21 protein-coding genes are annotated in these 20021 nt (G+C 64.1%); 9 read left to right on the forward strand and 12 right to left on the reverse strand.

What is annotated here, in order from left to right; translation table 11 throughout:
- Nucleotide 1: 1 nt before the first annotated feature.
- The gene (locus tag HF680_RS14375) at nt 2-391 is read right to left on the reverse strand and encodes a hypothetical protein (RefSeq protein ID WP_185225532.1); all 390 of its coding nucleotides are present in this window, start codon (nt 389-391) and stop codon (nt 2-4) included.
- Nucleotides 392-464: 73 nt separating this feature from the next.
- Here HF680_RS14375 and HF680_RS14380 point away from each other — a divergent pair, with 73 nt between their 5' ends.
- On the forward strand, nt 465-731 hold the full coding sequence (locus HF680_RS14380; RefSeq protein WP_185225533.1) for a helix-turn-helix domain-containing protein: 267 nt from the start codon (nt 465-467) through the stop codon (nt 729-731).
- 274 nt (nt 732-1005) lie between these two features.
- Here HF680_RS14380 and HF680_RS14385 read toward each other — a convergent pair.
- The 8 genes from HF680_RS14385 to HF680_RS14420 form a co-directional block, all read right to left on the reverse strand.
- Nucleotides 1006-2195, reverse strand: a protein-coding gene (locus tag HF680_RS14385; RefSeq protein WP_235968997.1) for an IS3 family transposase whose coding sequence is annotated in 2 segments (ribosomal slippage) — nt 1006-1937 and nt 1937-2195 — 1191 coding nt in all. Because the reading frame shifts where the segments join, the coding sequence is not laid out codon by codon here.
- Between the two features lie 253 nt (nt 2196-2448).
- Nucleotides 2449-3447 carry a glycosyl hydrolase family 8 gene (locus tag HF680_RS14390; RefSeq protein ID WP_205196301.1) on the reverse strand — a complete coding sequence of 333 codons (999 nt, stop codon included), beginning with the start codon at nt 3445-3447 and terminating at the stop codon, nt 2449-2451.
- Complete coding sequence (gene bcsD / locus HF680_RS14395; RefSeq protein ID WP_185225534.1) at nt 3431-3835, reverse strand: cellulose biosynthesis protein BcsD; 405 nt, start codon at nt 3833-3835, stop codon at nt 3431-3433. The genes HF680_RS14390 and bcsD overlap by 17 nt, the downstream gene beginning before the upstream one ends.
- Nucleotides 3832-6993, reverse strand: a complete 3162-nt coding sequence (locus HF680_RS14400) for a cellulose biosynthesis protein BcsC (protein ID WP_185225535.1) — start codon at nt 6991-6993, stop codon at nt 3832-3834. Before HF680_RS14400 ends, bcsD begins: the two co-directional genes overlap by 4 nt.
- 10 nt (nt 6994-7003) lie before the next feature.
- Nucleotides 7004-9313: a cellulose biosynthesis cyclic di-GMP-binding regulatory protein BcsB gene (gene bcsB, locus HF680_RS14405; protein WP_205196302.1), complete on the reverse strand. Its 2310-nt coding sequence runs from the start codon at nt 9311-9313 to the stop codon at nt 7004-7006.
- A gap of 53 nt (nt 9314-9366) precedes the next feature.
- Entirely contained in the window at nt 9367-11400 is a 2034-nt protein-coding gene (gene bcsA / locus HF680_RS14410) for a UDP-forming cellulose synthase catalytic subunit (protein ID WP_205196303.1), read from the reverse strand.
- Nucleotides 11397-12047: a nucleotide-binding protein gene (locus tag HF680_RS14415; RefSeq protein WP_185225537.1), complete on the reverse strand. Its 651-nt coding sequence runs from the start codon at nt 12045-12047 to the stop codon at nt 11397-11399. Before HF680_RS14415 ends, bcsA begins: the two co-directional genes overlap by 4 nt.
- On the reverse strand, nt 12044-12295 hold the full coding sequence (locus HF680_RS14420; protein ID WP_185225538.1) for a hypothetical protein: 252 nt from the start codon (nt 12293-12295) through the stop codon (nt 12044-12046). The genes HF680_RS14415 and HF680_RS14420 overlap by 4 nt, the downstream gene beginning before the upstream one ends.
- 238 nt (nt 12296-12533) lie before the next feature.
- On the opposite strand from HF680_RS14420, the gene HF680_RS15810 reads away from it, so the two are divergent.
- Nucleotides 12534-12710 (forward strand): hypothetical protein, encoded by a 177-nt coding sequence (locus HF680_RS15810; RefSeq protein ID WP_205196304.1) that lies wholly within the window; start codon nt 12534-12536, stop codon nt 12708-12710.
- Nucleotides 12711-12861: 151 nt separating this feature from the next.
- Here HF680_RS15810 and HF680_RS14425 read toward each other — a convergent pair.
- Nucleotides 12862-13618, reverse strand: a protein-coding gene (locus HF680_RS14425) for an IS5 family transposase (protein WP_185225539.1) whose coding sequence is annotated in 2 segments (ribosomal slippage) — nt 12862-13294 and nt 13293-13618 — 759 coding nt in all. Because the reading frame shifts where the segments join, the coding sequence is not laid out codon by codon here.
- Nucleotides 13619-13661: 43 nt separating this feature from the next.
- A complete protein-coding gene (locus HF680_RS14430) occupies nt 13662-13802 on the reverse strand; it encodes a ferritin family protein (protein ID WP_185225540.1) in 141 nt (46 codons plus the stop codon).
- 2 nt (nt 13803-13804) lie between these two features.
- Between HF680_RS14430 and HF680_RS14435 the strand changes: the two genes are divergently transcribed.
- From HF680_RS14435 to HF680_RS14450, 4 genes are all read left to right on the forward strand, one after another.
- Nucleotides 13805-15289 carry a mechanosensitive ion channel gene (locus HF680_RS14435; RefSeq protein WP_235968998.1) on the forward strand — a complete coding sequence of 495 codons (1485 nt, stop codon included), beginning with the start codon at nt 13805-13807 and terminating at the stop codon, nt 15287-15289.
- Nucleotides 15290-15356: 67 nt separating this feature from the next.
- A complete protein-coding gene (locus tag HF680_RS14440) occupies nt 15357-15968 on the forward strand; it encodes an OmpA family protein (RefSeq protein WP_185225541.1) in 612 nt (203 codons plus the stop codon).
- A gap of 51 nt (nt 15969-16019) precedes the next feature.
- The gene (locus HF680_RS14445) at nt 16020-16418 is read left to right on the forward strand and encodes a DUF3597 domain-containing protein (protein ID WP_185225542.1); all 399 of its coding nucleotides are present in this window, start codon (nt 16020-16022) and stop codon (nt 16416-16418) included.
- A gap of 12 nt (nt 16419-16430) precedes the next feature.
- A complete protein-coding gene (locus tag HF680_RS14450; RefSeq protein WP_017506865.1) occupies nt 16431-16688 on the forward strand; it encodes a hypothetical protein in 258 nt (85 codons plus the stop codon).
- Between the two features lie 80 nt (nt 16689-16768).
- Here the strand turns inward: HF680_RS14450 and HF680_RS14455 are convergent.
- A protein-coding gene (locus HF680_RS14455) for an IS5 family transposase (protein WP_394353541.1) occupies nt 16769-17526 on the reverse strand; the annotation gives its coding sequence in 2 pieces (ribosomal slippage) (nt 16769-17217 and nt 17217-17526; 759 coding nt in all).
- 354 nt (nt 17527-17880) lie between these two features.
- On the opposite strand from HF680_RS14455, the gene HF680_RS14460 reads away from it, so the two are divergent.
- The 3 genes from HF680_RS14460 to HF680_RS14470 all read left to right on the forward strand — a co-directional run bounded on the left by HF680_RS14460 (nt 17881) and on the right by HF680_RS14470 (nt 19269).
- A complete protein-coding gene (locus tag HF680_RS14460; RefSeq protein WP_185225543.1) occupies nt 17881-18528 on the forward strand; it encodes a TMEM175 family protein in 648 nt (215 codons plus the stop codon).
- 113 nt (nt 18529-18641) lie between these two features.
- On the forward strand, nt 18642-18917 hold the full coding sequence (locus HF680_RS14465; RefSeq protein WP_185225544.1) for a hypothetical protein: 276 nt from the start codon (nt 18642-18644) through the stop codon (nt 18915-18917).
- Between the two features lie 76 nt (nt 18918-18993).
- On the forward strand, nt 18994-19269 hold the full coding sequence (locus tag HF680_RS14470; RefSeq protein WP_185225545.1) for a hypothetical protein: 276 nt from the start codon (nt 18994-18996) through the stop codon (nt 19267-19269).
- Nucleotides 19270-20021: the final 752 nt, after the last annotated feature.

The following is a 20021-nucleotide window of genomic DNA, read 5'->3' on the forward strand; positions in this document are numbered from 1 at the left end:
GCTACCTGTAGGCTTCGGCGATCCGGTTTGCCCGCTGCGAGATTGCGATCTGAGCCTCTAGCTCCTCTGTCGTCGGGTTGTAGATACGCCGGCAGGTTTCGTAATCGAACTCGCGAATGCAGGCATTTTCCTTTTCCCGCTGCTCGGCGTCACGCCGTTCGGCTTCGGCATATCGCGCTTGTTTGGCAGCCTCTTCAGCAGCCGCCTTATCAGCCTGCTGCTTTTGTTCAGCGGCATATTCGGCGGCTGCGGCCTCCTGCCGCGCTGCGTAGCCCTTAGGGTCGCGCATAATTTCCATGCCCCAGCCGATGTAATAGATGCTCGCCCACACTAAAACGCCTGCGCCCACCAATCCCATGCAGCCCAGTACGCCCTTCTCATTCTCGGTCATCACAGCCCTCACGATTTAATCTGTAGGCTATACCCCGTGGTTTAATGGAGGTTGAATCTGGCGCTTAGCGCTGATGAACGGACGCGCGCTGGTCGCATGGAATCTGAGGCGGCTGAGGACCGAGCGAGGCGTATCGCAGGAACGCCTCGCCGCCGACGCAGGTGTTGACCGGGCCTATATCAGCGAACTCGAAAGAGAGCTTGGGAACGCTAGTGTGGACATGCTGGACAAACTAGCCTCGGTTCTCGATGTCACCGTCGCCGAGTTCCTCACACGGCCACCTGAGGGCTACTCGAAACTGAAGGCTATGACGCCTGGGCGAAAACCAAAGTCGACTTAGCCTTCTGCATAGGCAGACAGATATTGAGCAAGATGCCGCACTTGGGATCGTGGCTAGACGGTCGTTCTTTGATTATCGCCGTCGCTCATGGGGTGTCATCCGAAGGTATGAAGTTGGTTCGCGAATTCAGACGCCGAACATGATACTTCGCCAACAAGCCAGATACGCAACATAGCCAACTGACCCGCTGCTCTCCCCATAGCGAGAAGCGCAGCGGGACAGTCCGTTTCGTCTCCAGTCATGCGAGCATCGATCATGACGTGACCCCCATTTCTCATCCAGCCATAACGGGAGTCCTAGGTTGATCTGAACTGGGGTTGTCGGGGTTGGCAAGAGGCCGGTCAGCGCAGCCTCCAACCAGCGCAGCAGGCCGGCCGATGTGTCCGGTGAGCGCTTCTGCATAAGCCTGCGGCGTCAGCCACCCGAGCTTCGAGTGCGGACGTTGCTCGTTGTAATCGCGTCGCCACGCCTCCAGCACGGCGCGAGCGTGCGGCAGCGAGCGGAACAGCGTCTCGTTCAGCAGCTCGTCACGCAGCCGCCCGTTGAAGCTTTCGTTGAAGCCGTTCTGCTGGGGCTTGCCCGGCGCGATGTAGTGCCAGCCGACGCCGGTGTCGTCGGCCCAGGCCAGGACCGCGTTCGAGGTGTACTCCGTGCCGTTGTCGCTGACGATGGTGTCGGGCCGCCCTCGCTGCCGGATGACGGCGTCCAACTCCCGCACGACCCGCGCGCCCGACAGCGAGGTGTCGGCCACCAGCGCCAGGCACTCGCGCGTGCAGTTATCGATCACCGTCAGGATGCGGAAGCGCCGCCCGTCCGTCATCTGGTCTGCGACGAAGTCCAGCGACCAGCGCTGGTTGCGCGCCAGCGGCAGGTCCAGCGGTCGCCGCGTGCCCATCGCTCGCTTCCGGCCGCCGCGCCGGCGCACCGTCAGTTGCTCCTCGCGATAGATCCGCTGGACCCGCTTCCTGTTGCCCGCATGGCCCTCGCGCCGCAGCAGCACGTGCAGGCGACGATAGCCGAACCGTCGACGGTCCTGGGCCAGGGCCTTCAGCCGGTCGCGCAGAGCGCCATCGTCCGGGCGCGTCGCCTGATAGCGCACGCTCGTCCGATCGACGCCCAGAACACGGCACGCCCGCCATTCGCTCATCTCGTAGGCGGCCTGCAGATGGCCAGCCGCCTCGCGATAGCCGGCGGGCGTCACCACTTTTTTCCCAGCAGGTCCTTCAGGGCCACGTTGTCCAGCATCGCGTCCGCCAGCATCCGCTTCAGCCGGGCGTTCTCATCCTCAAGCGCCTTGAGCCGCCGAGCCTCCGACACGTCGAGCCCGCCAAACTTGGCCTTCCATTTGTAAAAGGTCGCCGAGCTGACCCCGTGGCGTCGGCACACCTCCGCCGTCGCTACACCGGCCTCCTGCTCCCGCAGGATCCCGATGATCTGCTCTTCCGTGAACCTCGATCGCTTCATTCTGTCCGTCCTTCGTTGGGCGGACTCTAGCTATTCCTGGAGGAGTTTCAGGGGGTCACGTCAGTGGCGCTCGCCACGCGCGCCGCCCAGTTCGGCGCGCGCTGCCTGAATGATCCTCGGGCTGATGCAGTTTAGACGGGCCTCCCGTCGTACCGCCGCCTATGCGCTGAGTTCCAGAGCAGCCCGACGAGTGACCGTTGCTTGAGATCGTCCGGGATGACGCCATCCCGCGACCTTAGCAATCAGCTCGTCTCTATTTCAGAGGCAGATTTGTGAGAAGCCTTAGGGTCTCGGAATAGTAGTCTTCGGTCGACTGCGGCGTCGACGGCTTGCGATCCAAGGTGGACAAGGCGATCGCCTTGACGCCGTCGGAGGCGGTATAGGGCGCTACGGTGCCGCTAGTTACGTCAATCCAGGCGGGCCAGCCGCCAGCCCTTTCGGTCTCACGCCAATATCTGGTGAACCGCCCCAACTCCGCGGTGCGGCCCGACATTTGCAGATAGAGCGGCACGCGCACGGCATCGAAGCCGAACCGCGCCGGGCGTCCTGCGGCCGGCTGCACCAAACTTGTCGCGTCGAGCTGGATCCAGTCGGTGGGAAGACGCCAAGTTCCAAAGGCGGCTGCGCCGATCATGTCCGCGCCATCGCTGATGACATCATTCCACAATGGCTCCAGCCGGGCGAAGGCATCAAGGGCCGGCCACACATAATAGGATGGGTTCAAGATTGCGACGTCGTCCTCCAAGAACCCCAGCCGCCCCGGCAACAGGACACGCCGACCGGCATGGCTGGTGCAGACTTCACGCAAAATCGCCGCGCGCAAGCTTTGCGACTCCTGGGCATATTCCGGCACGTTCCACGCCCCCGCCGCCCGCAGCAGGGCCCAGGCGATCAGAAGGTCGCCGTCGGTGGCGTTGTTGGGATCCTTGACAGGATCGCTCTGGGACGGATCGAAACGCCAGGCCAACAGGCCCGTATCGGTCCGGGAAAGATGCGTCTTCGTCCAAGACCACATCGAGGCGAACGTCGCCCGATCCTCGGCCGCCAAGGCCAGGATCATGCCGAACCCCTGGCCCTCCGAATGGCTGACGTCACCGTTGCCAGTGTCGATCACGCGTCCGTCAGGCGAGACGAACCGCTGCTTGTAGGACCGCCACTCGGAACCCTTCAGGTCTTTGGCGCAGGCGGTAGGCGCGAAGGCCGTCAGGCCTGCTACGGCGAGCAGGGTCCGCCGATCAATCTGAATAGACAAACTTCAGCTCGCCTTTCGACCTTGAGCCCCGTCCCAGAACCCCGCGCGAGTCCATCCGGTGGAACCAACTGCGGTAAACGCCCTCTACAATGAACGGCAGGGCGTCGGTCCAGAGCATATTTTCGGGCGGTAATTGAGGCAGGCGATGTGTAATCTCAAGCCGTCGCGCGCCGGTGGTCAGCGTCACGGACCCCATGCCCAACTCCGCCCAGATGCCGTTCATCCAACGCGTCAGATAGCCGGTGTCGCCTTGCGCTGATATGATGCAGACATCGCCGATCTTCTCTCCGACCGTGACGAGGAATTCGTCCGACCTCGCGCCGAGCTGGTCGCGCAGCTCGGACAACATCGCCATCGCCAGCAGAGACTCGACGCCCGCTGGGATCACTGACCGGCTCCGAAGGCCTGCTTCAGCCTCAGGTTCATACGGTATTCGTCGTAGTTGCCGAAGGTGTTCATGCGTGCGTCCAGACCGATGGCGGTGGCGCCCATCTGGCGCCAGCCCTCGACCCCGCCTGAGAAGGCGAAGCCGCTGCGGCTTTCGCTGTCATACTGGGCGCGGACGTCGTTGTTCAGCAGTTTCAGCGCCGTCAGTTGCCCCTGGGCAGTCGGATCTTCGGGATAGAGCGCGACTGCATCCTGCTGATAGGTCTGGTAGCCCGGCGAGAACTGGGCGTTGATGCTCCAGTCGCCACGCTTCCAGCGCACATCAATCGGGAAGGCCGTGCTGACGAAGCTCTGCGGGCTGAAATAACCGCCGTGGCCGAATGTAAAGTAAGAAAGGTTGCGGTCGAACGCCTGATAGTTCAGCGAAATCCCGGCTGTGACGTTCAGAGCATCGCTGCCGTACAGGCGACGATAGGCGCCGATGTTCAGCTCCAACGCCTTGTTGTCGCTTACGCCCTGACCGGCATAGGCGCGGTAGGCGACATCGCCGAACAGGCCTGTCCCCCCCTGCTCCCAGCTGGCGCCGATGCCGCCGCCGGTCTTCATCACCGAACCCCAGCTTTGCCCTGAAACCGGATCGACGGCCCCGGCGTAGGACAGGACGCTGTCGGTGACGGGGCGACGTTCGGCAAAGACCTTCAGGGCGCCATGCGCGCCCAGACGCGGGCGCCAGGTGAAGCCGGCCTGCACGTTCTTGCGCTCGAACCCGAGCGGGGTGGAGCCGACGTCGGCCGAGATCGTCGGGTTTTCGTAATAGGCCGAGAGGGCCACGCCTGCGGCGTATTGGCTGTCGGGCGTGGCCAGAACCGTCGGCTGCTGGGCCACGATGGCCAGAGCTTCCGCCGTCGCATTGCGGCCGAAACGGGCGCTGGCGGAACGGTTCAGGTCGCCGGCGTCGATGACCGTGGGCGCGACCGATAGACCGATCCGTCCCTGGCCCACGGGCGTCGAGGCGCTGATGGTCGTTGTCAGGGCGTTCAGGCGGCTGAGACCGTCTTCACCCGAGCGGACCCGCGCCTCGACAGCAGCGTCCACCATCGGCGCGTCGTCGCTTTCCAGCTCGGCCAGGGCCTGCTGAACGGGCGTCCTGACCGGCTCGCCGTCGCTGCTGCGCCCGACGCCGCGCAAGGTCTCGGGCGCGAACGGATTGATCGGCACGGATGTCCGGTTCTGCGATGCGTTTCGGAAGGGGTTGGCGACGGTGAAGGCCGATCCGGCGGCCAGTCCGCGCGGTTGCCCCAAGGCATCGGCCTGTTCCAGCAGCCTGCGCGCTGCACGGCGGTCGCCCGCAGCCTGTTCGACACGCGCGCCCGTCAGATAGGCGTTGACGTCCTGCGGCCGGTCACGCAGCAGCAGGCGATAGGACCGACGCGCCTTGGCGAAATCGCCCTGAGCCGACGCGGTGTCGGCCAGGCCGGTCAGGGCGTCGGGATCGCCGGGCTTGCGCTGAAGCGCCAGTTCGAAGACTTGGGCGGCTTCCTGGGTCATGTCGCCGTCCTGATAGAGGCGGCCCAGCGAGACCAGGATCGCCGGATCCTGGGGTGCGACGCTCCAGCCGGACTGGAGCACATCAAACGCCTCCGCCCTCATGCCGTCTTCGCGCAGACGGTCCGCGCTGGCGACGGCGAGGATCGAATAGAGACGACGCGCAGCGGCTGAGGTCGTCGAACCGCCCGTCACACGCTGGATCACGCCTAGCGCCGTTTCGTCCTGTCCGGTCTGCGCCAGCAAGCGAACCAGCGGCTCGACCGAGGTCGCCGATCCGCCTGGCTGAGCTGCAGCGGCGGACGCGAGCGAGGCCGCACGGTCGTGGGAGCCCAAGGCGTAATAGGCGCCGGCCAGACGGATCTGCTGCCCGACAGACGCGCCGGGCACGTTCAGACGGTCCAGCAAGGCCAAGGCTTCGTTGGCACGTCCCGATGCCGCCAGGGCGCGGGCCTGTTTCTCGGCGTCGACCAGGCCGATCTCCGCCTCCAGCGACCGCATCTCGGCGGTGCGGCCCGCCTCGGGCACACGGCGCAACAGACGCAGGGCTTCGGCCGGCCGTTCGGCCTGATTGTAGTAGAGGGCCGCCGCATACAGGCTTTCGGCGGATGTAGAGGTTTGCAACGGCTGGATGATGGCGGCGCCGTCGCTGGCGCGTCCCTGTTCCAGCAGGAAACCGGCGAAGGCGTAGCGCAGCCAAGGATCGCCGCCGCCGCCCCGCTCAAGCGCCTCGCGATAAGCGGTTTCGGCGCGCTGGGGATTGCCGTCGGCGGCCGCTTGCGCGGCTTCGGCATTGGCGATCTTGTAGGCGGCGTCGGCGCTCGTCCCTTCCGCCTGCGCATAGGCGGCGCGGGCCTCGGCGTATCGCGACTGGAGCATCAACAGATCGCCCAGTTGCACCGCGACGAGCGACTTCTGCTCCGGCGTTGCGGCGCTGGCGAGCAGTTGGTTCAGCAACGCCTCGGACCGGGGGCTGTCGTTGGCCTGCCCTGCCGTTTCAGCCTCGCCCAGCAAGGCGAAGAAGCGTGCGGACGCCAAGGCTTCTGTCCAGCGCGATGCGCCGGCGCCCTGGGACGCGCGTTCAAGAAGATCGCGCGCCTCGCTGAACCGCTCCTGACGCAGCCGGGTCACCCCGAGACCGCCCAGGGCGTCCGTGTCGCGGCCGTTGATGGCCAGCGCCTGCTGAAATTGCGTCGCCGCGCTGGCCAGCTCGCCGCGATCCAGCGCCGCATAGCCGGCGACCCGCATTCGCCCGGCGCGATCGGCCGCCGAGGTCCTGGCGCGAGGTTGAGCGGTCTGGCGCGGCGCAGCCGCCTGCGTCGTCGAACTGTCGCCCGTCGAAGGCGCAGGACGAGCGGGCGCCGCAGGCGCCGGGCCCTGGGCCGGACCGGCCAGACCGCGTCGGGCGGCGGCATTGCCGGGGTCGAGCTGCAAAGCCCGGTTATAGGCCTGCGCCGCCAGGTCGCCCCGTCCGCGCGAACGCCAGAAGTCACCCTGACGAACCAGGTCCGCCACCGCGCCCGACCCGATTTGGGCGGAGGCGACGTTCATCGGCCCGACCAGAGCCAGCAGGACCACGCCGCTCGCCACCGAGAGTTTCAACAGAGACTTCATGGGCCACAGCCTATTCATGGTCGGAGCCCGCCAGTCGTCTGCGACCGTGTGCCTTGAGCGAATAATAAAGCGGGAAGCCGATCAGCACTGCTGCCAGGATGGCCGCCAGCGCCAGCATGAACGGCCGCTGCGCGAACCAGTAGCCGATGCCCAGCCACCATGGAAGTTCGCCGCGCCAGTGCGTCGAACGCACCTGATAGGCCTTGAACTCCGTGCCGCTGCGCACGACCAGGTCACCCCGGATCTGCGCCTTCGCATCGGCCGTGGGCAGCAGACTGGTCAGTTGCGGCAAGGCGTCCGGCTGGCTGCTTAGAACCGCCACGACATGGCGATCCTTCGAATAGGGCGACGGGAAGCTGGTCAGGCCCTCGAAGCCGTTTGCGGGACCGACGGCCGTTTCAATGTCTTCGGGATTGTCGCGACGCTCAGGCGCGAACCAACCAAAGAAACGCTCAAGCGGCGCCAAACGCGCGACTTCGACGCGTTCGTTGCGGAACCCCACCGGCGCATCCTCGAACAACTGGTCGTTCCTCGCCAGATCGGCGCTTCCGACCACCAGGATGTCTTTGTCGGCCATCCGGCTGGGTTGCAGGGTCCGCATGACGACCACGCGCGTCGCGGCGGCGCCGGTCGAATCCCCGAACTGCCCCATCAGGTTCAGGAAGGCCTCGATCTCGCCCGCCGACGGATTGGTGCCCATCAGCACCGCCGTCTCGCCCAGGTCGGGCATCCGCGTAAATGGGAAGCCCCCGCCTGTGAAGAGGGCAAGATTGGGCATACGCGTGGCGTGGTGAGCGCCGCTGAAGTCCAGGGTGCTGCCCGGATCGATGGAGGACATGACGTTCTTGGGCAGTTGCCCCACGCATTCGCCGGGATCGCTGACCTGTAGGTCGTAGGTGAAGCCCAGTTCGTTCTTGCCAAACAGGGTATAGGCCGGAAGGGTCGCCGTCGCTGTTGAGCGATGCGAAGTCACACCCAGCTCCTTGCCCCAGAACCCGAACTCGCGCGTCTGTAGCGGCAGCGAGCGGACGTACTGGCCGTTCACCGTCACGTCGAGCCGCGACCGCTCACGATCCATCCACTCTCCGCGCGGATAGTTATAGATGGCGTTCAGCTTGCCCCCCTCCGCCGGCCAGAAGAACAGATCGGGGGCCAGACGGAAGGTCGCGGCCAGACGGCCGGGCTGAAGCCCCATCCCCGTCAGGTTCTTGGTCTCGGCCAGCTCGCCGAGACGGATCGGACGATCGATCGTCAGCCAGCGTGGCGCGCTGTTCGGGCCATAAACGGGGGCGGCGCCGCCCGACAGGTCGACGTAGTCGCCGCTCAGACTACCCTGGGCATAGGCCAGCCCTGCTGCGGCCTGCTTCAGTTCTGTCGCGTCGCGGCCCATGATCAACAGGACCGTGTTGTAGGGATCGCGCGGATGGCGAAGGATCGCCGCCGACGGTCCGGTGATGGTCCGGGCCAGCTCTGGCAGCATGTGGTCGGGCGTCATGAAGGCAATAGAATCGCCATCCGGCAAGCTGCCGACCGAGGCCGGGAAGCTGAAACCGCGATAGCTGGCCATTGCGCCAAAGGCGCTGGCCATCGCCGCCGCAGCTTCCAGATCGCCATTCGAGGGCTCGCCGCCGAACACGAACGGCAGCCTCAGCGGCGCAATGTCGTGCGCGTCATAGAAGGGCGCGGGATAGGTTTGAAGGTTCGGCGCGCCGCCGACCTTCTGGAAGTTCAAGTCTAGATACGAGCGAACATTACTGACATTGGCCCACAGAGTCGAATGCAGCGGATCCTCGCAGTCGCGGGTGTAGTGGCCGATCAGGCGCAGGTTGAGGCGGTTGTCGCCGGGCACGATCAGGGATGGATCGATCGGCACCTCGATCCGGGTTCGGTCCGCGCCCGCCTTGGGCAAGGGCACGCTGCGAACCACCTCGTCGTTGATCAGCACCGTCAGGCTGCTGAGATCCGGAAGCATGGAAGGCGAATAGCCGAAATCGAGCACCAGCTGGCCGGACTTGAGGATTTCGTCGGCGCGACCGCCGAACGGAACGCCGACCTCGCCATCGACGCCGCGCAGACGCACGTTCTGACGGACCTGAAGATCGCGCAGGCTGGCGCGAACGTGCCTCTGACCCTGACCTAGGAGATCCACGGTCGCCACGGTCTTCATCCGCGCCTGCACCTCGGCCGAGACTTGGGGCGTGGATCCGATGGCGTCGGATCGGACGCCGCCGTCGACGCCGCGAATGGCGCTGGTCGTTTGCGCCGTAGCGCCAGCGACCGGCGAGATGACAAGCATCAGCGCCAGACCAGAAACGTTCACGCCGCGCGCCAGGCCCGACCGACGACGGAGATTTGACTCGGGACCGACAGTCATCAGGCTGCTTTCACCATAGAATTTTCAAGCTTCCGATCTTCCGTTTCCCAGGCGTCGGAACGCCCCAGGACGGCGACGCTGAGCCCCATACGTTGTTCGAACGATAGCTTCAGGAACCGCATCCGCAGCAGGCCGGCCCCTGCCCCCGCCGCCTTTACCGGCAGCACCAGATTTTCACCGCCCGTGCGAAGTTCGACCTCGGTTACGGCCAGGTTCGACAGGTCAAGGTCGCTGGGAATCCGAACCGCCAGACCCCCGATGGAGGCGTCTTCGGTCACGGCGTCGATCACCGCGCCATTGTCGAAAAATAGAGTGACGGGCAAGGCGGCCTCGACGCGGACGCTGTGCCGGGACTGGCGGGACTCGCGGCCGATCATGATCGCCGAGATCAGGATCAACAGGCTGAACACCGACCAGGCCATGTTCATCACCACCGTCCAGACATCAGCAGTTCCGAGCGCCAGACGACCGAAGCCGGCGCAAAGACCGGCGGCCAGCAACGCCGCCGCCACCATGTGCGGCATGACGCTCCCATAGTCGAAAAAGGGTTTGTCGATCACGCCGCCCTTGGCCGTCACGTTGAACTTGCCCAGTTTGGGATTGATCAGCGTCTCCAGCGTCGGCCGCAGCAGGTGGAAGGCCAGCAGGGACTCGTAGATCTCGCTCCAGAACAACCGCCGACTGCCGCCCTGCACCCGGTGCGTGGCGATCATGGTGCCGAACAGGTGTGGCGCCGCATAGGCGAAGATCATCGGCGCCGCCGCATGGATCACGCTCTGACCCGCCAGCAGGAACGCAAGCGGCGACGTCAGGAAGACGATGCGCGGCAGCGGAAACTGGAAGTGCAACATGGCGTTCAGGTAGCAAAGCCGCTGCGGCAAGGTCAGGCCCGGACCCAGCAACGGATTGTCGATCCTGAGCATCTGCGACATGCCCCGCGCCCATCGCGCGCGCTGACCGATGTGCAGAGCCAGCTTCTCGGTCGCCAGACCCGCCGACAGCTTGATGTTCAGATAGGCCGATCGCCAGCCCAGCCGCTGAAGCTTCAGGGCCGTATGGGCGTCCTCGGTGACGGTCTCGCCGGCGAACCCGCCGACCTCCTCCAGGGCGGAGCGGCGAATGATGGCGCAGGATCCACAGAAGAACGAGGCGTTCCAGAAGTCGTTGCCGTCCTGCACCACGTCATAGAACAGCTCGCCCTCGCCCGGCAGTTCGCCCATTATAGTGAAGTTGCGCTGGATCGGATCGCGCGAATAGAAATGGTGCGGGGTCTGCAGCAGAGCCAACTCCGCATCCCGCTGGAACCAGCCCACCGTCATCTGCAGAAAGGCGCGCGTAGTGACGTGGTCGCAGTCGAAGATGCAGATCAGTTCGCCCTGGGTGCGCGGCAGGGCGGCGTTCAGATTACCGGCCTTGGCATGGGCGTTGTCGGGTCGGGTCAGGTATCCACAACCTGCATATTTGGCGAACCGCCTGAACTCGGGCCGTCCGCCGTCATCCAGAATATAGACCCCGACCTTGTCGGCCGGATAATCGACCGCCATCGCCGCGAAGACGGTGCTCTGAACGATGGCCAGGTCTTCGTTGTATGTCGGAATGTAGATGTCGACGGTCGGCAGATCATCGTCGGCGCCGGAGAGGGCGACCGGCGGGCGACGCAGCGGCCAAAGGATCTGCAGCAGGCCCAGGACGTGGATCAGCCAGGCGAACACCTCCGCCAGAAACAGCCCGCCGCCCAGGAAGTATTCCGAAAGGTGATCGAACGTCAGCGTATTGGTCGCCCGCCACCAGATGTAGCGGGTCGAGGCCAGCAGCGAGATCAGGCAGATGACCACGGTCGCGCGACGCGCCACGCGGAACTGCAACAGAGCCATCGGCACGATCATGCCGATGGCGAAGATCCACTGCCCGCCCAAATCAAGCGGCGTCACGATCACGGCGATGACCAGACCGGCGGCCAGCAAGGTCGCCAGGGCCAGTCCCGCCCAGCGCAGGCCGTCGCCCGCCGTCGGTATGGAAACGGACCGTCTCACTTCGCCATCACCGCAGCGACAGGAAGGCTGTTCATCTTGTTGAGCAGGCTGACGAAGGCGACGCGAATGTCGGACCAGGCCGCGCTGTAGGGCGAGGTCGATGACAGGGTGTCCAGAGCGGCGAGCGCCTCATCCACCGACTCGTCCAGACGAACTTGCCCGATCACCCGATCGCCGAACTGCTCTTGCAGATAGCTTGCGGCGGCCGTCTTCAACGCCACGCGACTGTCGGCGAAATTGATCAGCAGGAAACGGTTCTCACCCGCCGAGAGGAAGGCTTTCACGCTGGGCGCAAGCGCCAGACCGGACGCGGACGCCGGCATTACGAGCACGACGGCGTCTGCGTCTGCCATCACGTCGTCACGGAGACCGGGTCGAGCGCGCGGCAGGTCGAAAATCGCCAGGTCGGCGCCGTTCACGACGTTCCAGTCCTGCCCTGTCCGGAGCGTGATGCGTGCGTTGGCGCTTCTGTTCTCGCCGTCGTCCGAGAGGGACGCGAGACCGAGATGATGCTTCAACAGACCCTGATCATCCGCATCCACGCAGGTGACGTCCAATCCCTCGGCAGCGGCGGCCTGCGCCATGCCGGAAACCAGCGCGGTCACGCCAGCGCCGCCGCGCAGAGAGGTGATGGCGACCCGGATCATTGATTGCGTCCCGTCGCGATCCGACCGACAAGGGCCTGGATCGAGTTTCCACTATCGACCGCATTCACCGCGTGCGCCTCGGGCAAAGCGTCTGAAGTGGAATGGGCGTGACTGGCCCGCAGTTGGCGCGAGACCAGTTCGAACAACGGCCAGCGCTCGACACCCGTCGATGCCGCACTCTCATATTCGCGATACTGGAAGTCGGGCTGGCCCAACCTGTCCAACAGACGTTTTGTTTCTATTCTCACGACCAGGTCTCTCAAAGTTTTCGGCCGCGACCGAACCAACCCCACATTTGAATGCGCCGGCCTTTATCATTCAAAAATCAATGGCAAACAGGTTACCAAAAAGCGTTAACTTGCAGCCCAAAGGTGTAGACAAGCGCCCCACCTGACCCGACAAACCTGGATGCTTCACTCGTAAGCCACAAACTCAACCCACCCGCTACTGAGAAAACGTCGTTATAATTTCGTCGGTGGAAACCGTGTGCTTGCCGACACAATCTCGCGTTCCTCGCTTCTCACCGGCCGCACCCCGGTCTCGTCGGAGATGACCATCCTTCGTGTCAATATTCTGGACCTGCGGATCGAAGCGCCGGCTGAGCTTTATTGGAACTTCGGCGACATCGCCAAAGCCGAGATCGCTACTGGCTCAGGCACCTAGAAGGTCTGCGCATAAGCTGCACCCACTAGAAAAGGTTCCGAGCCCCGAGTCGGGGGGCGGTTGAACGACCAGAAGCGGACTTTCCGAACGTCGCAGATGAGTCAGACCTGCACATTCGGCGACTGATTGGTGCCTGGCTTAGGCTCAGGTCTCATAGCCAGAACAGCACGGTAGCGGCGAGGGCTATGGCGGACAGGAAGACGTTCGGGCAGCGATTGTAGCGGGTTGCGACCCGCCGCCAGTCTTTCAGGCGTCCGAACATGATTTCTATGCGGTTTCGCCGCTTGTAGCGACGCTTGTCGTAACGGATGGGCTCGGTGCGGGTTTTGCGGCCCGGGATGCACGGCGTGATCCCCTTTTCCTGCAAGGCGTCCCTGAACCAGTCGGCGTCGTAGCCCCTGTCGCCCAACAGCCATTGCGCCCTGGGCAGGCTGTCCAGCAGGGCTGCGGCGCCGGTGTAATCGCTGACCTGGCCCGCCGTCATGAACAGGCTGATGGGCCTTCCGTTCGCATCGGTCACGGCGTGAAGCTTGGTGTTCATGCCGCCTTTCGTGCGTCCGATCAGTCGCCCGAGACCCCCTTTTTACCCGCAGGCTCGAAGCCGTGCGGTGCGCCTTCAGATAGGTCGCGTCTATCATGACCGTGCGGCGTTCGGTCTGAGCCCCGGACAGGCCCTCCATCATCCGGATGAAGACGCCAGCCTCACTCCATCGCCTCCAGCGGTTGTAGAGGGTCTTGTGCGGCCCGTAGGCCGCCGGCGCATCTCGCCAGCGCAGGCCGTTGCGGTTGACGAAGATGATCCCGCTCAACACCCGGCGGTCGTCAACGCGCAGCTTGCCGTGGCTCTTGGGGAAGAAGGGCTCCAGCCGAGCCATCTGCTCGTCCGTCAGCCAATACAGGTCGCTCATATCCAGACTCCTCAGGAGCCTGAATCAGATCGCGCGCCTGTCATCAATGGGTCCTGAGCCTAAGCGAAGGATCAGAGGTTTTCGGGGCGATCTCCTTCAACACGCGCTGCATCTGGTCGTTGGCGGACCACAGGTCTTTCAGCTCGTCGGTGTAGAGGCCTTTCAGATCTTCTGGCGTCGACATGGATGTTCCTGCTGGATGAGTTGATTGGATGTCGTGCGGACGTTCGGAAAGCCGCTTCGGCCCCGTTAGCGATGAGCCAACCATCCGTTTCGGCGAATCCTCTCGTTAGCGCCGGAACAAGAACAGGCTCGATCTTGTTAGGCCCACTGGAAACCCGCGCGATCAGCGTCAGGCCTGAGGGATGTATGCAAACGACAAACTACGAGTTCATCGGATGGGACGCGCTGCTCTATGAGTGGGCGCCCAAGGTGATCGGCGCTGTGCTGATCCTCATCGCAGCTTGGTTTATCGGCAAGGCCGTGAAATGGGCCCTGGCGAAGGGGATCAATCGTATTCCTGGCGCCGCCAAGGCGAGCACCAGTGACAACCCGAAGCACTCGGTCGGCGCCAGCCTGGGAGATGTCGCCTTTTGGCTAATCCTCTTGTTCGGTGTCGTCGCCGCCCTCGGCGTCCTGAACCTGGGCCAGGTCGTCACGCCCCTGAACTCATTGCTCACGCAGGTCGCGTCCTTCGTGCCGAGCGTCCTCGGCGCGGTCCTGATCTTCTTCATTGGGTTTGTAGTCGCGACTTTGGCCAAGCGTGTCGTCGAGGCTGCACTGCAGGCCGCCAACGCGGATCGCTGGCTTGAGAAGGCCGGCCTGACCAAGGCGACGGGCTCGACTGGCGTCAGCACCGCGATCGGCACCCTGGTGTTCGTCCTGATTCTGATCCCCATCACGATCGCGGCGCTGGAGCAGCTGGGCATCGAGTCATTGACGGTTCCGGCGGTTGCCGTGCTGTCGACTGTCTTGGCTGCGATCCCGCATGTTCTCGCCGCTGCCATCGTTTTGGCGGTAGGTTGGTTCATCGGTCGCTGGGTCGCCCAGCTGATCGAACGCACCCTGCCGGCGACTGGGTTCGATCGCAGCATCTCGAGCCTGACGGCTCTGACCGCCACGACTCAGGCGCCGGCCGCGCCGAAGCCGACCACGGCTCCCTATGCCGGTGACGTGACACCGGCCACCGCAAGGGCTCTAAGTAGTGATGGGCCCAAGCCGATGACGCCGTCCAGCATCGTGGGCAAGATCGCAATGGCGGCGATCGTCGCCTTCACGGCGGTCGAGGCCGCCAAGCTTCTGCAGTTCGGCACGATCGCCGTGACGCTGCAGGAAATCCTGGCCCTGGCCGGACACGTCATCGTCGGCGGGATCATTATCACCGCCGGCGTGCTGATCGGCGGTGTCGTCGCCAACCTGATCAACAAGGGTACGGGCGGCGCCGATGGCTTCGCCTCCACCCTGGTGCGTTGGGCCACGATCGCATTGGCGACGGCCATGGGCCTTCGCTTCATGGGCATCGCCGACGATATCGTCCTTCTCGCCTTCGGCCTGATCCTGGGGGCGGCTGCGGTGGCGGCAGCGCTAGCCTTCGGGCTCGGCGGGCGCGACGCCGCCAGCAAGGTGGCCCAGACGTGGGCCGACAAGGTCACGAAGACCCCGCCCCAGTGAGACCCGCGGCCGACGATCGACGAGATCGCCGGCCGCATTCTTTTCCCCATTTAACGACGAGTTCGACATGACCGATAACCGCGATCGCGACACTCGCCTGACCCCAGTGGCCCCGGCCTGGCGCAAATACCTCCCCTGGATCATCGGAGCCGTCGTGCTCCTGCTGCTGCTACTCATGCTGACCCGCTGTGGCGACGACCGCGCCGCCCTGGATCCCGCAGCGACTGACGACGCCGCCGTAGCTCCGACGACCGAGACGCCGGTCATACCCGCCACAAATGCTTCCGTTGGGGTTTCGGGGCTGGACGCCTACCTCGCTGGCTCGGACGCCGCCCCGCGCACTTTCGCGTTCGAGCGCGTCAACTTCGACACCGGCAGCAGCACCATTCGGCCCCAGGATCGTCCCGAGATCGCGGCCGTCGCCGCTGTTCTGAGCCGCTACCCGAATGCCAAGATCCGCCTGTACGGCTATGCGGACGCGCGCGGCTCCGACGCCGCGAACCGAACCCTCGCCCAGGCCCGGGCCGACATCGTCCGTTCCGCCCTGACGGCAGCCGGCGTGGATGCCCGCCGTATCGAGGCGCTTTCAGGCGGGGAAACCAACCCCGTCGACAGCAACGCCACCGCCGGAGGACTGGCTGAAAACCGCCGCACGGAACTGGTCGTCGTCCAGCGCTAACCGCACAGGCCGGGGCTAGCGCCCGGGCCATCCACCTTCAGAGGAAACGTCATGAGCTTTTTCGGAAGAATTTGGGACAAGATCACCGGCCATAAGGCGCGTCCGACGACGCCTCAGGCCCAAGCGCCCACGAGCACCCCAGTCTCGGCACAGCCCGTTCCTGCGGCGCCCGCCACTCCCTTCACGCCTCAACCGGTCGATGTGGACCAGATCCTCTCCCAAATGGCCGAGATGAAGGGCGGCGGCGGAAACTGGCGGACATCGATCGTCGATCTGCTCAAGCTACTCGACCTGGATTCCAGCCTCGACGCCCGCAAGGACCTCGCCGAGGAGTTGGGCGTGCACGCTGGCGCTCATGGCTCGGCGGAACAGAACATCGCCCTGTCCAAAGCGGTCTGGCGAAAGCTTGCGGAGAATGGCGGCCAGGTTCCGGCCAGCCTGCGAGACTAATCGAACAGGTCAATGTCGGCTCAAGACACTGCTGCGATTCTCCTGCTCGCTCGCCACCTGGATGTGGAAGAGCCTTCGCCTGGGCAATCCAAATGGACGGATATCAAGGCGGCCATCGACGGCCTGAGCGATGATCGCCTTGATGCATCGATCCGCTATTTCGGTCAGGCGGGCTCGCCAGTCACCGCCCGCGCGGCTGAGATGCTGACGGATTTGATGATGGCGAGGATGGTCCGCCTATTGGGCGTGTCGAGATCGGAGCGACAATAGCGCCTCGGACTGGGCGTGGTACAGAGGGTGTCAGTATGAAGCGCTTCTTGCGAGACAACGGCCTGGCTTAGGCTCAGGACTCATAGCCAGAACAGCACGGTAGCGGCGAGGGCTATGGCGGACAGGAAGACGGTCGGACAGCGATCGTAGCGGGTTGCGACCCGGCGCCAGTCTTTCAGGCGGCCGAACATGATTTCGATCCGGTTTCGCCGCTTGTAGCGTCGCTTGTCGTAGCGGATGGGTTCGGTGCGGGTTTTGCGGCCTGGGATGCACGGCGTGATCCCCTTGGCCTGCAAGGCGTCCCGGAACCAGTCGGCGTCGTAGCCTCGGTCTCCCAGAAGCCACTGGGCGCGGGGCAGGCTGTCCAGGAGAGCGGCAGCGCCGATGTAGTCGCTGACCTGACCCGCTGTCATGAAGAGGCTGATGGGCCTTCCATTCGCATCGGTCACGGCGTGAAGCTTGGTGTTCATGCCGCCTTTCGTGCGTCCGATCAGTCGCCCGAGACCCCCTTTTTTACCCGCAGGCTCTAAGGCGTGCGGTGCGCTTTCAGATAGGTCGCGTCGATCATGACCGTGCGGCGTTCGGTCTGAGCCCCGGACAGACCCTCCATCATCCGGATGAAGACGCCAGCCTCACTCCATCGCTTCCAGCGGTTGTAGAGGGTCTTGTGCGGCCCGGAGGCCGCCGGCGCATCTCGCCAGCGCAGGCCGTTGCGGTTGACGAAGATGATCCCGCTCAGCACCCGGCGGTCATCCACCCGCGGCTTGCCGTGGCTCTTGGGGAAGAAGGGCTCCAGCCGAGCCATCTGCTCGTCCGTCAGCCAATACAGATCGCTCATATCCCGACGCCTCAGGAGCCTGGATCAGATCGTTCGCCTCACATCAATGGGTCCTGAGCCTAGGCAAATTCATCAATACGGTCATGGAAGGCATGTCCGTTCAGGCGCGCGACGGCGCTACGATCAACGAACTGCTCTCCATCGCCAAAATGGCACTCGATCGATGGCCGGCCGCGATATGATCGTTACATGGTGGTCATCTGCCAATCCGCCTCCCGCGACCGAGCAGTCGAACTCATCTCATAGGACGGAAGCACATGAAACACGTGACATTTCCCGGCGGGGAAGTGGTTCCTTCAATGGGTCAAGGCCCGGCCAGCGAGCCGTCGCCCACTCGAAATGCTGTAGCGTCAGATGGCGACATCCTCTCTCAAAGCAACCGAACGCAAATCGGACCGCCTTGAGGCATTCGTGGACGCGGTGCTGGCAATTGCCATCACCCTACCGGTGACCGAACTACACGCACCAGAGCCGACTGACGGCGACCTGGCAGCGGCATACCTAAAGCTGGCACCGGAATATGCGGCCTACGCCCTTAGCGTGATAATGATCGGTCTTTCCTGGGCTTCCAGCCACTTCACCGGCAAGCTTCTGCAAAAAACCGATTATGGCTATAATCTGCTCAGCATCGGCTTTCTTGCCGCTGTCAGCATCACGCCATTTCCTGCGCGGCCGTTGGTCGAACACCTCGGCGGAGATGCGGAGAACACCACCGCCGCCCTTTGGTATCTGGGCGTAGCAGCGACACCGGCGACCTGGTGGTTTCTTCGTTGGGTATACGCCACCGCGAGAGGTCTCCCCGATCGAAGGCTGACCGAGGCTTATCTTCGCCGCCTTACCATCAAATATGGCCTAACTGCCGCTGCCTATTGGGCGGCATTCGGCTTGGCACTCTGGAATTGGCGTGCTGGACTGATCGCCGCGGGGATCGTGACGTTGAGCTACATCGTTCCGCCAGCAAAGCCCACCTACAAGCCAGACCAGGAACCGGAGAATGGCTGAGGCTGGGTATTGACCCGGCACGGTGGATGCTGACTTCGGCTAATCAGTCCAGGATTTTGTCGATCGTGATCGGTAAAGACCGCATCAGCTTACCGGTCGCGTGATAGATCACCATGGGACTGCCGAACGTCGGCGGGCCGATCGTGACCCGCGGCGGCCTGGTGTTCATCGCCCCCGTGCAGGAACGCACGTTCCGCGGCTTCGACCTCGGCACAGGGCGAGAGGTTTGGAGCGTCCGGCTGCCGGCGGGCGGCCAGGCGACGCCGATGACCTACTGGTCCGGCGCGAGCGATCGCCAATTCGTCGTCATCGCCGCGGGCGGACACGTTCCGCTCAAAACGAAGCTGGGCACGTCGCTGGTGGCGTATGCGCTGCCGAAGCGCACCTAGCTCGGGCCGTATCGCATCGGTTTTGGGTGAAGGAAGCAGGAAAGCGGGATAGCCTATGCATAACCAGTGGAGAGATGTGGCCGTCTTCCTCGACGGCAGTCCGCGACGCGAGCGGATCGGCCGTCATGCCGCGGCTTTGGCGCAACGACACGCCGCTCATCTGGTCGGCGTGTATGGTGTTTCCCATCCGTCGAATTTGAATCCGCCGGAAAGCTTCGCGCGGGGCGCCGGGATCAATCAGGTCCTGGAACGACAGCGAGCGACGGATGAGGGGAAAATTCTCGCCGCAGGGCGCGCGTTCGCCGCGCTCATTCGGGCGTACGAAATCAGTTCCGAGTTCAGGGTGGTCTAGCGGGAGCGCCAGGATGAAGACGCGGCCCTCAAGGCGCTAACAGCGACCTGATCGTCGCGGCGCGCCCCGCGCCTGACGATCTGCCGAATACGTGGTCTGCGGAGCATCTTCTACTGGTCAGCGGCACCCCCGTTCTGCTCGTGCCGGACGGCTGGGCAGAGGCTCGGATCGGCGCCCGAATCGTGATCGCCTGGAACGGCAGCCGGGAAGTCCGGCGCGCCGTCAACGACGCCATGCCCTTCCTAGCGGCCGCGGCTCAGGTCACGATCTTGACCGTGGACGACGCCCGTTCCATCCGATTGGACGATGAACCCTGAGCGGACATAGCCGGGCATCGACAGATGCGTCGCGATTGACGCCTAGGCATTGGATTGGAGTCGTTTTGATGCTGGGGTCATTGTTGATCGCTACCGTGACAGAGCAGTCACGAGACGTGTGAGGTGACCCCGGCGGATCCAGAGGGGCGATCAACCGACGAACGGATCAGGGAATAAGGCGGCGATGGTTACGTGTAGCGAATGGCCGCGAGCGTCTGAAGGTCCGCCACGACTAACAATTTCAAGTTCCGCCCGCGCGCCTTCCTACATGTAACGCCGCACGCTCCCAGCGGTGCCTTAAGGTTAGTTGTTACAAATCCAGAAATGTATTTTACTGAATTTGACGTGCCCCTGAGAATTTCCTCCACGCGGAGCTAGAGTCCGGCCCTTGAAAGGACGGACGGAATGAAACGAGCGAGATTCACGGAAGAGCAG

Origin of the sequence: Brevundimonas huaxiensis (assembly GCF_014218725.1) — a bacterium.
Classification (GTDB): Bacteria; Pseudomonadota; Alphaproteobacteria; order Caulobacterales; family Caulobacteraceae; genus Brevundimonas; species Brevundimonas huaxiensis.